This window comes from Novosphingobium sediminis (genome assembly GCF_007991615.1).
Classification (GTDB): Bacteria; Pseudomonadota; Alphaproteobacteria; order Sphingomonadales; family Sphingomonadaceae; genus Novosphingobium; species Novosphingobium sediminis.
This window is the reverse complement of the sequence record NZ_BJYR01000012.1, coordinates 253,425-268,510: the sequence shown is the minus strand read 5'-3', so window position 1 is coordinate 268,510 and position 15,086 is coordinate 253,425. Positions and strand designations below refer to the sequence as shown.

Below are 15,086 nucleotides of genomic sequence, written 5' to 3'. Positions count from 1 at the left end.
GTTTTGTGAGGCTTAAGAGCGCCGCATACTGATTCATGAAGTATAAGTGGCAAAATCATGGGAAAGCGCGACGGCCGATCAAGAGAAACTTGACGCGTGAGCCCATAACTACGGGGAGATCGGGTAGCGATGTTTATTGAACGGCTCAGTCTCACGAATTTCCGTTGCTTCGGTCCTGAAGCGACCAGCGTCGACCTCACCCCCGGCCTGACCGCCTTTGTCGGCGTCAATGGCGCAGGGAAAACGGCCCTAATGCAGGCGCTGCAGCGCCTCTTCGGCGTGACCGGCGATCAGCGACGCCTGCGGCGCCAGGACTTCCACGTCCCTACCACCGAACTTGCAGCACCACTTCAGCGAACCTTCGTGCTCGAGGCGATCATTGCCTTTCCTGAACTGGACGCGGACGGCGCCGACGGCGCGGCGGTTCCGGAATTCTTCCACCAGATGGCTGCCGAAGTGGCAGGCGAGCTGAAATGCCGCATGCGTCTCGAGGCAACCTGGACCGATGACGGTTCGCTCGACGGAGCGATTGAACAGAAATACTGGGCGGTCAGAACTTTCGGGGCGTTCACCGACGCTGATTGCAGTGAGTTGAAGGCAATCGACCGAGCGCGGATCCAAATGATCTACGTGCCGGCGACACGGGATGGCGCGTCGCAGGTGACGGCCTTTCTGCGCGGCAGGCTGTGGCGCGCCATCAACTGGTCGCAGGGAGTGCGGGACACGTTCACGAACGCCGGCGCCACCTTGAACGGAGCTTTCGCCGGGGAGCCGGCCGTCGATGTGATTGCCGCAGCTGTCACGCGGAGGTGGCAGGAAGTGTACACCGCCGGGACCGACACCACGCCGGTCTTCCGCCCCCTCGATCTCCGTTTCGAGCATTTCATCCGCAAGGTTGAGGTGGTCTTCCGCCCCGACGAGGCCGGTCGGGAGCGGGCCCTCGATGACCTGAGCGACGGCCAGCGGTCGCTCTTTCACCTAGCGATGACCGCGGCGACTCTGGATGTTGAAGCCGGGATCGTCGCTGATCCCGCAAGCGCCGGGTTCCAGGCTGGCGGCGTACCGCTGCCAGCGCTCACCGTCATTGCGATCGAAGAGCCCGAGAACAACCTAGCTCCCTTTTATCTCTCCCGCATCATCCGGCAGATACAGGACCTGACGAAGTCGCCGCAGGCGCAGGCCGTGGTCTCTAGCCATTCTCCAAGCATCCTCGCGAGGATCGATCCCACGGAGGTCCGGCATTTCCGCCTTAATCCTCTTGATCGAACGGCCCGCATCCGCCCGATAAGCCTCCCTGTCGGCGAGGAGGAGGCGTCGAAGTTCATCCGCGAGGCGGTGCGTACTTATCCAGAACTCTATTTCGCACGCTTCGTCGTGCTGGGAGAAGGCGCAGCGGAAGAGGTCGTTCTTCCGCGCCTTGCCGAGGCGATGGGTCTCGACATCGACCGATCCTTCGTGGCGGTCGTTCCCCTGGGCGGTCGCCATGTGAACCACCTTTGGCGACTGCTGACCGACCTCGATATCCCCTACGCCACACTACTTGATCTCGACTGGGGCCGTTCCGGAGGTGGATGGGGCCGTATCAAGACGGTCTGTACGCAACTGCTTGCGAACAATGTCACGCCTCAAGCCATCTTCGGACAACATCTCGACCCACTGGGTCCGGCGGCGAACTTGGTGGCGTTTGACGCTTTGCTGCCAGCGGACTTTGCGCGCCTCACCCAATGGGGACAGTGGCTGCGCCAGTTCAACGTCTTCTTCTGCACGCCCCTCGACCTCGACTATTCGATGCTGAAGGCGTTTCCACTGGCCTATCAGGTCATCGAACCCGGCCGCCAGGGGCCGTCGCCCGCCGGCGAACCGCGCACGGCGGTTCTCGGCGATGACGGCCTGCCTCACTTATACGCTGCCGATCAGGACGCACCGATGCGCTGGTATCGCTATCTGTTTTTGGGGCGCGGCAAGCCGAGCACTCATGTCCGAGTGCTGAGCAATCAAGACCCGGCCGCGCTTTCAGTGGGTGCCCCTGAGGAGTTGCGTGCGCTTCTGAATTCAATTGTCGCTCGTCTAACGCCGCCGCCCCCGCCGCCCGCCGGCTTCTGATCATGCGCCTCATTCGGCCAGAGGATTGGCGTCCCAGCGGCATCGACGACCTAGAACCGGCGGCATGGAGCGCCCTGCGCCACGCCGGATCGGCTTGCGTGGTCGCAGGCCCCGGCGCTGGTAAAACCGAATTTCTCGCCCAGCGTGCCGACTATCTGCTCGAGACGGGCATTTGCCGAGCGCCGCATCGCGTGCTGGCGATTTCGTTCAAAACGGATGCGGCCAACAATCTCGCATCGCGCGTGCGCCGGCGCTGCCCGCCAGAGTTCGCAAACCGGTTCGTGTCGGTCACCTTCGACGCCTTCACCAAGAGCCTGGTCGATCGATTTCTCAATGCGGTTCCCGCCGACTGGCGACCGACACGCCCGTATGAAATCGCTTTCCCAAAGCGCGCAGCGATAGAAAGCTTTCTCACGCTCGCCCGGCTCAGTGCGCCGCCGCATTGGCAGACCGAGATCGCCAGCTACAGCGCGAGCGACTTTGAACCGAAAATCGTCGGCAGCTACCGCCTACCGACCGGACCCATCGCGCCGCAGAACGCCGCCGAGTTCACGATCGCCCGCTGGTGGGCGACCCAACTGCGGCCGGGGCAGCCTTCTGCCCTCACCTTCGTGGGCATCAATCGCCTTGCCGAGCTGCTGCTGCGCGCTAATCCCCACATCCGCCGGGCACTCATCGCCACCTATCCCTTCGTCTTCGTCGACGAGTTCCAAGACACGACCTACGCGCAATACGACTTCCTGGATTCGGCCTTCTCTGGTGGGCAAACCATCATCACCAGCGTCGGTGACGACAAGCAGCGGATCATGGTCTTCGCTGGTGCGCGCCAGGACGCTTTTCAGCGGCTGCAGGCGGATTTCGGAGGCGCCCGTTTCCCTCTCCTTTTCAATTTCCGTTCCTCCCCCGATCTTGTCGCTATCCAGCACGTCGTCGCACGCGCTCTCGATCCAAATACCGTCCCAACGGTCGCTCAGACGACCCGCCAGGTGGATGGCGACGTAGCGCAGGTCTGGTCCAGCCAGACCAAGGCGGCGGAAGCCGCTCATCTAGCGCAATGGATCGCCGATGACATTGCCACCCGCGGCCGGGCGCCGCGCGACTACGCCCTCCTCGTGAAACAGAAGTCCGACGATTATGACCACGAACTTGCTGGAGCCTTCGCCGCTCACGGTCTGCGGATCCGTAACGAGAGCCATACCCTTGGCAAAACCTCGCTTCAGGATTTGCTTTCCGATGACTTAAGCCGGCTCGCGATCGCGCTCTTCCGCCTAGGCGCGACACGCCGCGCGCCGGCCGCATGGCAGCTGGTCTCGTCTTCTGTCCTGGCGATGCGCGCAACCGGGCGAGACGATGTTGTGCGCGCGGCCAAGGTCGAAGCGGAACTCAGCGCATTTCTCACTGCCTTGCGCACCGATATGGCGACCACTGCCCCGTCGCGGCAAAGCGGTGGCGATTTCGTCAGACGGGTTTTCGAATTTCTGGATCTCGGGGCGATCGCCCGAACCTATGCCGAATATGGCGTTGGCGACCTGCTTGAGATCATCCTTGAAGCTTTTTGCATCCACTTCTTTGCTTCGACCGATGGCGCCCCGGACTGGACGGCCTGCCTAGATGCGTTCGAGGGGGTCAATCAGATTCCGATGATGACCGTCCATAAGAGCAAGGGGCTCGAATACGACACCATCATCTTCGTTGGCCTCGACGACCGGGCTTGGTGGGCCCACACCCCCGGCGACCCCGAAGGCGTCGCTGCATTTTTCGTCGCCCTCTCAAGGGCGAAACAGCGCGCCATCTTCGCCTTTTGCCAACAACGCGGCCAACGAAACAACGTGGCTGAGTTCTATCAGCTATTGACTGATGCGGGCGTACCGGAAGTCACCGTATGATTGGCACGATGATCCCTAGCGTCTCGCATGATTAACGAACTTCAGCTTGGTGCCTCGCGGCTTGATACGTTGCTAACCGGACCGACCAACAAAGCGACCCCGCGCAAAGAATGAAAACGAGGCAGCCGACCGCATTCACTGGTGATTAGTGGACCATTACCACTATCCAACTCTTCAAACGATCACCGCATTAGGTTGCCCCGCGATCAGCGCGTTAATCCAGGCCAAGCACAGTTCCTCAGTCTTGAAGCTGCCCCATTTGTCGCGCTCCTGCTGGGCAATGATCGGAAATGTCGAATATATATATCTGATGTCATCGCGGGATGCGGCGGAGTTGGCAGGATCGAAAACGCCGTACAGGATGAAATACAGCGCATCGAGCTTGGCGCGCAGGTTGAGGCGCCGGGCTTCGTTCCACTCGAACGGTCGCAAGGCATCACCTTTCGCATCAACATGCCCCATATCGCGAGCGAATGGAGCCACATCGTATGCATTGTAGGTCAACTCAAGCACAGCCTCGCGGACGATGTCGGCGGCAGCCTTCGGGCCGAAGGTGCGTGTGTAATCTCGGGGCGGTACCACCGGGAGCTGTTCCAGCAGATACCAAGCCAAATGATTGCCGTGGACTTTCTGGCGGGCCAAATAGTCGAGGATCACGCAGTTGAGGTTCGCAAGCAACAACGGAGCCGACTGCACATAGCTGTCACGGTCGCTGCCCCTTCCGGGAAACAGGACAGGCAGGGTGTGCCCGGCACCATAGCGCGGCATGATGGCGCTGATCGTGGTTCGTGCGTTGGTGACGGAGGTAACGTCCTTCATCGACAGGCACCAATCCGTTGGTGCATCCCAACCTGTATCCTTTGTCTGCACCCAATAGCGCGGGCTCGGCAGGCGCGACGGATCGCGGTGGTCATCATCGGTCAGATCTGAGCCTTGCCCAGATCGAAACACGTTCGCCTCAGCCAAGACGATGTCCGAAGCACGGTGATCAAACGCCTGAACCATCTTGCCTTCATACAACGGCACCCACTCGCCTGCGGCGGACTGGAAGCGATTGCCGCCAATGGGCCACGCGCTCTCGTCGTTCTCAAGCTCGAGCTTCGTCCGGAACTTGCCGCTGTCGTTCGCCATGTGGAACATGGTCGCGTATCGCACAGACCAGACAGCATCACCGGTTTCTTTATCAACCAGCACGGGCAGACGGGCATAAATGCCAGAGGTGATTTCCTTGTCTCGCCGGGAACGGAAGATCGGCGCAGTCCCGCTATTGGGATTAATCCGATTGATCTCGTCAGCCGTGATCGGGAACACCCGGTCGGGATTTGTGATCTCGGCCAGGTCGCGAATGAAGAAGCCGAAAGATGCGCTGTCGAAAGTCCGGCCCGGCCCGCCTGCGACATACGCGCAGAACTTGAAACGGTAATAGACATCCGGGAAATACAGGCTGCCATCATAGCGCCGATTGAAGAAATCGATGATGCTGAGAATTTGCTTGTCGGCAGTCACTTTGCGGAAAAATGCAGACGAGCTTTGATCCGATGCGATACCTGACGGGATTAGCAAGCCGACCATCCCACCGGGCTTCACCAATGCATGGGCCCGTTCGACAAACAGTGAATTGAGATTGGTATCGCCGCCCGACAGCAACGGGTAATTGCCAGATGCCCGTGCCATTCGCGCGGTATCAGCTGCCCGGTTGTCGGCATGGGTAAAATCATCCCACAATGGATCTCCATCAGCCTTAAGCTTTGCGATCAGCTTACTGCGATCGGATGCGCGCTGCGCAAGGGCAATCTCGGGCCTGCGCGCACCAAACCATTCAATTTGTTGCAGCTTGATCCGGTCCCATGGCGGATTACCAACGACGGCATCGAATCCGCCTGTCCGATCATTGCCGCTCCACTTCTCCCACACGCCGGGAAAAGCGACCTGCCAGTTGAGAAACCGCTCTTCCGCGATCAATGCACGTGCGGCTCCGAGGATGCGGTGAAGATGCTCGAACAGTTCGTCGGCATCAAAGCGCTGCTTCTTCATCCGATCGGGACTGCCAGCTTTGGCTGAAGCGCTCTTTCGCGCCGCGGGTTCTACTTTGCCCAGCATGATCAGGAGGGGGTCCCCGTACTGACCATCCAACCAAGCGCGGACAGCTGCCTTCTCAGCAGGCTGTTTAAGGTTCAACCAATCCAGCGCGTGCAGGAAGGAAACGAAGCTATCGAGCGCGGCAATCTGCGCTTGGACACCGTACCAAGTGCTGGCCGATTGGTGCGCCTCGGCGATTTCGACATCTGTCAGCCGCTCGATAATCTGCATCGCGGCCGCAGAGCTTTCGGCTTCACGCAATGGGCCAATGTGCAGTAGCTCTCCACCTTGTGCGCCGGCCTTGTCGATTGCATCGCGCACCCACAAGCCAAAGAGGCTGTCGCCTGTGCGAAGATGGTGATCAATGAACGAGAGCGGCGCGCCAACCGTGAAGGTGTGCAGCCACAGCGCCACTTTGGCAAGCTCCACTGCCATAGGGTTCTTGTCCACGCCATAGACGCAGCGCTTGAGCACCATACGGCGGACAATGTGCCGATCATCAAGTTGGGCCTCGTCAATCGTCCAGTTAGCATCCCGCGCGTTCTTTAGGATGGTACGCCGGATATCTTCGATCTTCGTCGCGAGCGGCGAGACATAGGCGAGATCGCCAGTCAGCGCTGCCGCTTCGGCCATGGCGTCCAGAACATCGTCGGCCAGCGTGTCGACCAGTGACACAAGGAAATGGCCTGATCCCATTGCCGGATCGCAAACGCGCAATTTCAAGATTGCTTCGGCAGGATCGATGTCGGCCAGCTCACGCCGCTGGTAGTCCGCAGAATCTTTGGGATCGAGTTTGCTGAGTGCGCCTCGGAATGTTTCGAGACGTTCCTTGATCAGTGGTTCAAGCGTCTGATCTAGAAGCAGACCAACCAGTTCGTCAGGCGTGTAATAGCTTCCGCTGTTTCGGCGGGCGAACAGATTAGGCCGAACGGCAAGCACGCCTGCATCGCCACGGACGATCTCAAACTCCAGCAGTCGTTCATAGATTGAGCCGAGTTGCTGCACCGAGAGGTCGCGATAATTGATATAGCGCCGCTCGCCCGATGAACGTTCATAAGACAAAGCGTCAAGCGCCGGGGCCATCACGCTGTCGGGAATGCGGATGCTGTCGAGAAGAGGCGTACCGTCGCCTGCGAACAGACCACCGTTATATGGCGGGATGCCCACCGATGCGTCGCCCTTGTCGATGATCCGAGCCAAATCGGCAACATGTGCCCAGATCTTGCCGGCGCTGGCCGAGAACACGTCACCATCGGAAACCCGTTCGCCAACTTCCTTGCGCTGGTGACGCAGGGCGTAATCGTCATAACGCTTCTCGCCCACCGGAAGCAGGTCGCGATCTTCGGCGTACAGCAGGAACAGCAGACGATAGAGCAGGACAAGCGATGCCTGCCGCACATCTTCCAGCGACGCCTGCGGTGCCGCTTGTGCAATGGCACTCGCGAGGTTGGGGAACACCTGGTCGAACACCAGCCTCGAGAGGCTGGCAGCAACGCGTTCCTCGTAAAACGCAGCCGCTGCCCTGGCTCGTTCATGGAAGGACCGATTGTCGGTACCTGTTTTGATGAAAGCATCGCGGCAAAACAAGGCAGCAAAAACGCACAGCCAATGATCGTGCGTGGCTTCGTCGGCAAACAAATCGTCGCCCCCGTCAAGCGCCAGCACACGTCCCAGATCAATTTCTAGGAATTCTTCCGAGACCGAGCGAGCGCCTGCCCAATAGAGCCGCCACTTGGCTCCATTGGTCAAAATGCCCCAGCGAAGCCGTCCATCGGTTAGATCATCGATCCTACGCAAGTAGCGCAGCATTTGCGTCGACGGCGCTGTGCCTTCGTCCCGCCCGGAAGCCCGATCAAGCGGCCTAGCCCAGCGTTTACTCTCGACGACGGCCAAGCCGTGGGCATAGCGCTTCCATTGTTCGATTTGCGCATTTGCGCCAGCTTTGGCGCCTGCATCGACGAACAGGAGACCGTCCGGCACGTCATCGCGTCCACTGACGGTCAGATTCTGCTGGCGCAGCGATTCTGTCCAGCCGAGTGCACCGAGCACAGGCCAGATGAAGTCGTCTTCTGTCTGGCTTTCGTTGGTTTTGTGACTTTGTGGAAATGCCGCCGCAATGGCTTCGAGTTTCCCGCGCAAATGCTTAACGTCAACCGCGGTGTACGCATTCTCGGTCCTGATCGCCTCAACCAGATAGTCGGTCGTGAACAGGGAGCCGGAAGTGAATGACGCTGAATCAGACAAGAAGAACCCCTTTGTGACACCTTAGTCAGGCTTGCCGTCTCGGCAAAGGGCCAATGCGAATGGCCTTCGAATCAGACTATTATGTCACGTTTGAAAAGCTGCGATTTTTAGCGCTGGAACTCACTCCCACAATCCGATCAGTCCATTCCTTTCTCAATCTTCGCTAGGCTTCGCTCAAGGAATCTAGCTGTTGCGTCCATGCAATCTAATGTCTCTTTGATCTGCCTCACGAGCGCAGCCGATGATCGGTTGCCTCGCCGACACGAGGCAATTCATGAGCGTCATCCCCATCCAGTCGCAAGCATCGTCGCGCGGAGCGCGCATGCTGCGCACGGCGCTGGGACCGGAGATCGCCGCCTGGCTTGAAGATGCCTCGGTGATCGAGGTCATGCTCAATCCTGACGGGCGGCTGTGGATCGACCGTCTCGGAGCCGGGATCGCCGATACGGGGAGCGAGATGTGTGCTGCCGATGGCGAGCGGATCATCCGCTTGGTGGCGCATCATGTCGGAGTCGAGGTTCATGCCAAGGCGCCGCGGGTGTCGGCCGAGCTTCCCGATACGGGTGAGCGCTTCGAAGGTCTGCTGCCGCCGGTGGTGGCAGCGCCGAGCTTCGCGATCCGTAAGCCCGCCGTCGCGGTGTTCACGCTCGCAGATTACGTTGCAGCGGAGATCATGTCTCCATGGCAGGCGGACGCGCTGGTTCGCGCCGTTGCGGCCCGGAAGAACATCCTGGTCGCTGGCGGCACGTCGACCGGCAAAACCACCCTCACCAACGCGCTGCTGGCTGAAGTCGCCAAGACTGACGACCGCGTGGTCCTGATCGAGGACACCCGCGAACTGCAATGCGCCGCGCCCAACCTCGTCTCGCTGCGCACAAAGGACGGCGTTGCCACGCTCTCCGACCTGGTCCGCTCTGCCCTGCGCCTGCGGCCCGACCGAATTCCGATCGGCGAGGTGCGCGGGGCCGAAGCGCTCGACCTCCTCAAGGCCTGGGGAACCGGCCATCCCGGCGGCGTCGGCACGATCCACGCAGGATCCGCGCTTGGGGTCCTGCGGCGCATGGAGCAGCTGATCCAGGAAAGCGTGGTCACTGTGCCGCGCGCGCTGATCGCCGAGACCATTGATGTCATCGCTGTGTTGGTCCGCGACGGCACCGGGCGGCGGCTTGCCGAACTCGCCGAGGTCGCCGGCCTCGATGATCGCGGCGACTACCAGATTCTCCCCATCACACCCCCAGCCACAGGAGTTTCATCGTGATCCAGACCCTATCGCGCGCCCGTGCCCGCCTCTCCGCTGCCGTGCTCGGCGGCTTCGTTGCTCTTTCAATCGCCGGACCTGCTCATGCGGCGGGCTCGTCGATGCCGTGGGAAGCGCCGCTCCAGTCGATCCTCGAATCCATTCAGGGCCCGGTCGCCAAGATTGTCGCGGTGATGATCATCATTGCGACTGGCCTGGCGCTGGCCTTCGGCGACACCTCGGGCGGGGCGCGACGGATGATCCAGATCGTGTTCGGCCTGTCGATCGCCTTTGCCGCCTCCTCCTTCTTCCTGTCGTTTTTCTCATTCGGCGGCGGGGCTTTGGTGTGATGGAGACTGCACCACCGGAAGCCGTGCCCGGCTTTGTCGTTCCGGTTCACCGCGCGCTGACCGAGCATATCCTGCTTGGCGGCGCACCGCGCGGGCTCGCGATCGCCAATGCGACGCTGGCGGCCGCGATCGGGCTTGGCCTGCGCCTGTGGATCGCCGGGGTGGTGACCTTCGCGCTCGGTCATCTGGTCTCGGTCTGGGCGGCGCGGCGCGATCCGCAATTTGTCGATGTCGCGCGGCGGCATCTGCGCTTTCCCACGTTTCTAAGGGTCTGAGCCCATGCTCTCGCTTCGCGAATATCGGAACAGGGCCGACCGCCTTGCTGACTTCCTGCCCTGGGCAGCGCTGGTCGCACCCGGCGTCGTGCTCAATAAGGACGGCAGCTTCCAGCGCTCGGCCCGCTTTCGCGGTCCCGATCTCGACAGCGCGACGCCCGCAGAGCTGATAGCGACGACCGCGCGGCTCAACAGCGCGCTGCGGCGACTGGGTTCAAGCTGGGCCATTTTCGTTGAGGCGGTGCGCCGCCCGGCGCTGGATTACCCGGATAGCGACTTTCCCGACCCGGCCTCAGCGCTGGTCGAGCGTGAACGCGCCGCGCAGTTTGCCGAAGAAGGCGCACATTTCGAAAGCCGCTATTTCTTGACCCTGCTGTGGATGCCGCCCGCCGAAGACGCTGCCCGCGCCGAAAGCTGGCTCTACGAGGGCAAGGCCGAAAAGGGCATCAATCCCAAGGAGCTGCTCGACCTCTTTGTCGACCGCACCGAGCGCCTGCTGCGTCTGATCGATGGCTTTGTGCCCGAGGTGGCGTGGCTCGATGACGGCGAGACGCTGACCTATCTGCACAGCTGCGTTTCAACGCGCAGTCACCGCGTCCGCGTTCCCGAAACCCCGATGCATCTCGACGCGGTGCTGGCCGATGAGCCGCTGACCGGCGGGCTCGAACCGCGCCTTGGCCGCGCGCACCTGCGCACGCTGACCGTGGTCGGTTTTCCCAGCAGCACCTTCCCGGGTCTGCTCGACGAGCTCAACCGGCTCGCCTTTGCCTATCGCTGGTCGACCCGCGCGGTGATGCTCGACAAGACCGATGCCACCAAGCTGACCGCCAAGATCCGGCGCCAGTGGTTCGCCAAGCGCAAGTCGGTCGCGAGCATCCTCAAGGAAGTGATGACTAACGAGGCCTCGACGCTGCTCGATAGCGATGCCTCGAACAAGGCCGCCGATGCCGATGCCGCTCTGCAGGAGCTTGGATCGGATTTTGTCGGCCAGGCCTATGTCACCGCGACGGTGACGGTGTGGGACGAGGATCCGGCGCTGGCTGCGGAGAAGCTGCGTCTGGTCGAGAAGGTCATCCAGGGCCGCGACTTTACCGTGATCGTCGAAGGCATGAACGCGGTCGAGGCCTGGCTCGGATCGCTCCCCGGCCATGTCTACGCCAATGTCCGGCAACCGCCGATCTCCACGCTCAACCTTGCCCACATGATCCCCCTGTCTGCCGTGTGGGCCGGGCCGGAACGGGACGATCACTTCAATGCCGCCCCATTATTCTATGCGCGGACCGAAGGCTCGACCCCGTTCCGGATTTCGCTCCATGTTGGCGATGTCGGCCACACGCTGATCGTCGGTCCGACTGGAGCAGGCAAGTCGGTGCTGCTCGCGCTGATGGCGCTGCAGTTTCAGCGTTATGGTCGCGCCCAGGTCTTTGCCTTCGATTTCGGCGGCTCTATCCGGGCAGCTGCGCTCGCATGCGGTGGGGACTGGCAGGACCTCGGCAACTCGTTGACCGGTTCCGGCCTGGCCGAGGAAAGCGCTGGCGCGGTGCTGTTGCAACCGCTGGCGCGGATTGACGAACCGGCAGAACGCAACTGGGCGGCCGAATGGCTTCAGGCGATCCTTACTGCTGAAGGCATAACCATCGATCCCGCGACCAAGGAGCATCTCTGGTCGGCGCTGACCTCGCTCGCCACCGCGCCCATGGCCGAGCGCACGCTCACCGGGTTGGCCGTCCTGCTCCAATCGCAGGCCTTGAAGCAGGCGCTCGCGCCCTATTGCATCGGCGGGCCGTTCGGGCGGCTGCTCGATGCCGAGAGCGAACATCTGGGCGAGGCCAGCTTTCAGGCCTTCGAGACCGAAGGGCTGACGGGCTCGGCCGCAGCGCCTGCCGTGCTTTCCTACCTGTTCCACCGTATCGAAGGCCGGCTCGACGGCTCGCCGACCATGATCATCATCGACGAGGGCTGGCTCGTCCTCGACAGTCCGGCCTTTGCCGCACAATTGCGCGAATGGCTCAAGACGTTGCGCAAGAAGAATGCGAGCGTGGTCTTCGCGACCCAGAGCCTGGCTGACATCGAGACCAGCGCGATTGCGCCCGCGATCATCGAAAGCTGCCCCACCCGCATCTTCCTCCCCAACGAACGCGCGGTCGAGCCGCAGATATTGGCGATCTATCGCCGTTTCGGCCTCAATGACCGGCAGATCGAGATCATCGCCCGGGCAACGCCCAAGCGCGATTATTACTGCCAATCGGCGCGCGGCAACCGACTGTTCGAACTTGGCCTTGGCGAAGTCGCGCTCGCGTTCACCGCAACCTCATCAAAGGCTGACCAACTCGCGATCGATGCGATCACGGCGGCGCACGGCTGCGCCGACTTTGCGGCGCGCTGGCTGCGCCATCGCGGCCTTGCCTGGGCAGCCGAGCTGCTGCCCGCTCCCACTACCCTTCCCCAACCTCGTCCCCAGCCCGGCCCCATGCCGGACCAACCCCAGGAGTAGTGCCCATGAAAGCCCGTAAATTCGTCTCGATGCTCGCAGCCGGTGCCGCAGTTCTCTCGGTCAGCGTCGGCGCCATGCTGCCGACCGCTGCCAGCGCCCAGATCGGCGGCGTGGTGTTCGACCCGCGCAACTATGCGCAGAACATCCTGACCGCCGCGCGCACGCTCGAGCAGATCAACAACCAGATCCGGCAGCTCCAGAATCAGGCCACCTCGCTCGTCAACGAAGCGCGCAATCTGCAATCGCTGCCACTGACCGTGCTCGAACCGCTGCAGGCGCAGATCCGGCAGACGCAGGCCTTGCTCGGGGAGGCGCAGCGCGTGGCTTACGACGTCCGTCAGATCGAACGCGAGTTCCAGAACAACTATCGCGCGGGCGCGATGACGGGTCCGCAGCGCATGCTGGTCCAGGGCGCCGAGGCCCGGTGGCAGAACAGCGTCGGCGCGTTCGAGGATGCCTTGCGGGTTCAGGCCGGAGTGGTTGGCAACATCGACGGCACGCGCGGCGCCATCGACAGCCTTGTTGGCTCAAGCCAGTCGGCAACCGGCGCGCTTCAGGCCGCTCAGGCTGGCAATCAGCTGCTGGCGGTGCAGGCACAGCAACTCGCGGACCTGACCGCCACGGTCACCTCGCTCGCGCGGGCACAATCGCTCGACGCCGCTGCACAAGCGGCAGCCAAGGCGCAGGCACGCGAACAGCTGCGCCGCTTCCTCGGCGATCGCCGCCCCTACGTCCCGGGCAATGCCCGGCTGTTCGGGAACTGAGCCAATGGACAGCAAGCTCTTCGCGCGGATTGGGGCCGGCGCCTTCGTCGCCATTGCCATCACCATGGCCGTGCTCGAATTGCGCGAAGAGCCTGCGCCGCAGCCAGGCGGTGTCATCGTTGCGGCACATGACGCCGGAGACCATGCAAAAGCCACCCTCGCCTATTGCGCAGCGCTCGGCCTTGAGGCGGCATCGGTCGATATCTGCACCGCAGCCTGGGCAGCGGAACGCCGCCGGTTCCTGGGGCAAGCCGAGCGTGATGCGGCGGTCGTACCCCCTGTGGCTGACAACAGCGGGGATCCCACCCTCGAAATGGCGGGGGATCGCTGACATGGGTGGCACTGGCGTCGTCGACCGCTTCCTCGACATCTTCTCGCGCTACATCGACAGCGGGTTCGGCCTTCTGGGCGGCGAAGTCGCCTTCATCGCAACCACGCTGATCGTCATCGATGTCACGCTGGCAGCGCTATTCTGGTCATGGGGCGAGCAGGACGACATCCTGGCGCGCCTGGTCAAGAAGACCCTTTTTGTCGGCATCTTTGCCTACATCATTGGCAACTGGAACAGCCTTGCACGCATCGTGTTCGAGAGCTTCGCCGGGCTTGGCCTCAAAGCCAGTGGCACCGGGTTTACAGCGGCCGAACTGCTGCAGCCCGGCCGCGTCGCGCAAGTGGGGCTCGATGCCGCCTATCCCTTGCTAGAGTCGATTTCCGAACTGCTCGGCTTTGTCAGCTTCTTCGAGAATTTCCTGCAGATCGTCATCCTGCTGATCGCCTGGGCGATCGTCATCATCGCCTTCTTCATTCTGTCGATCCAGCTGTTCATCACGCTCATCGAGTTCAAGCTGGCAACGCTCTGCGGCTTCGTGCTGATCCCGTTCGGCCTGTTTGGCAAGACCGCCTTCATGGCCGAGCGGGTGCTCGGCAATGTCGTCTCATCGGGCATCAAGGTGCTGGTGCTCGCGGTGATCGTCGGCATCGGCTCGACCATCTTTTCCGAGTTCACAACTGCCATCGCGGGCGAACCCACGATTGAGGACGCGCTATCGATCGTGCTGGCGAGCCTGGCGCTGCTTGGCCTCGGTATTTTCGGACCCGGGATTGCCAATGGCATTGTCTCGGGCGGGCCGCAGCTTGGCGCAGGCGCCGCAGCCGGCACCGCGCTTCTCGCTGGCGGCGCTGCCGCAGGCGCCGTCGCCGGTGCAAAACTGGCGGGCGGCGCGGTGGCCAGTGCGGCCTCCAATGTCGCGCAAGGAACGTCGCGCGCCGCAGGCGGCGCGACCATGGCCTACGCCCTTGGCTCTGCAGGCAAGTCGGGCGGCGCAGCAGTGGCAGGCGGCGCGCGTGCCGTCGGCGAATATGCCGCCAGCGCTGCAACATCGCCGCTGCGCAAGGCCGGTGACGGCGTGAAGCAATCCTTCCGCGAGGGCAGCCGCGACGCCATCACCAAGACGGGTGGCAGTGTTGCGCCTGGACCGAACACGCCCCCGCCATCGCCGCCTCCCGCTGCCGACCAGGGCCAGCCCGCGTGGGCGAAGGCGATGAAGGACCGGCAGACGATCTCACACGGCGCGAGCATCGCTGCCCACACGCTCAAATCGGGCGACAGCCACGGCGGCGGCGCCTCGGTCGACACCTCAGAAAAGGACTGACG

10 protein-coding genes are annotated in these 15,086 nt (G+C 62.4%); 9 read left to right on the top strand and 1 reads right to left on the bottom strand.

Translation table 11 applies throughout. The features are described from left to right. Positions 1-129 precede the first annotated feature (129 nt). Both NSE01_RS09680 and NSE01_RS09675 read left to right on the top strand, forming a co-directional pair. Positions 130-2,103: an ATP-dependent nuclease gene (locus NSE01_RS09680; protein WP_147159376.1), complete on the top strand. Its 1,974-nt coding sequence runs from the start codon at positions 130-132 to the stop codon at positions 2,101-2,103. A gap of 2 nt (positions 2,104-2,105) precedes the next feature. Further along, on the top strand, positions 2,106-3,989 hold the full coding sequence (locus tag NSE01_RS09675) for a UvrD-helicase domain-containing protein (protein WP_147159375.1): 1,884 nt from the start codon (positions 2,106-2,108) through the stop codon (positions 3,987-3,989). 174 nt (positions 3,990-4,163) lie between these two features. Here NSE01_RS09675 and NSE01_RS09670 read toward each other — a convergent pair whose 3' ends face one another. Beyond that, positions 4,164-8,312: an Eco57I restriction-modification methylase domain-containing protein gene (locus NSE01_RS09670; RefSeq protein WP_147159374.1), complete on the bottom strand. Its 4,149-nt coding sequence runs from the start codon at positions 8,310-8,312 to the stop codon at positions 4,164-4,166. Positions 8,313-8,586: 274 nt separating this feature from the next. Here NSE01_RS09670 and trbB point away from each other — a divergent pair, with 274 nt between their 5' ends. Genes trbB through trbL form a run of 7 tightly spaced genes read left to right on the top strand, consistent with a single transcriptional unit; the run spans position 8,587 to position 15,084 of the window. Next, complete coding sequence (gene trbB / locus NSE01_RS09665) at positions 8,587-9,570, top strand: P-type conjugative transfer ATPase TrbB (protein WP_147159373.1); 984 nt, start codon at positions 8,587-8,589, stop codon at positions 9,568-9,570. Beyond that, a complete protein-coding gene (locus NSE01_RS09660; protein ID WP_443093806.1) occupies positions 9,570-9,899 on the top strand; it encodes a TrbC/VirB2 family type IV secretion system protein in 330 nt (109 codons plus the stop codon). Before trbB ends, NSE01_RS09660 begins: the two co-directional genes overlap by 1 nt. Then, entirely contained in the window at positions 9,899-10,174 is a 276-nt protein-coding gene (locus NSE01_RS09655; RefSeq protein WP_147159371.1) for a VirB3 family type IV secretion system protein, read from the top strand. Before NSE01_RS09660 ends, NSE01_RS09655 begins: the two co-directional genes overlap by 1 nt. A 4-nt stretch (positions 10,175-10,178) precedes the next feature. Further along, the gene (gene trbE, locus NSE01_RS09650; RefSeq protein WP_147159370.1) at positions 10,179-12,668 is read left to right on the top strand and encodes a conjugal transfer protein TrbE; all 2,490 of its coding nucleotides are present in this window, start codon (positions 10,179-10,181) and stop codon (positions 12,666-12,668) included. A 29-nt stretch (positions 12,669-12,697) separates the two neighbouring features. Continuing rightward, positions 12,698-13,432, top strand: coding sequence for a P-type conjugative transfer protein TrbJ (gene trbJ / locus NSE01_RS09645; RefSeq protein WP_371863208.1), 735 nt, complete (start codon positions 12,698-12,700; stop codon positions 13,430-13,432). 4 nt (positions 13,433-13,436) lie between these two features. Continuing rightward, entirely contained in the window at positions 13,437-13,763 is a 327-nt protein-coding gene (gene trbK-alt / locus NSE01_RS09640; protein ID WP_147159368.1) for a putative entry exclusion protein TrbK-alt, read from the top strand. A 1-nt stretch (position 13,764) separates the two neighbouring features. After that, positions 13,765-15,084, top strand: a complete 1,320-nt coding sequence (gene trbL, locus NSE01_RS09635; protein WP_147159367.1) for a P-type conjugative transfer protein TrbL — start codon at positions 13,765-13,767, stop codon at positions 15,082-15,084. Positions 15,085-15,086: the final 2 nt, after the last annotated feature.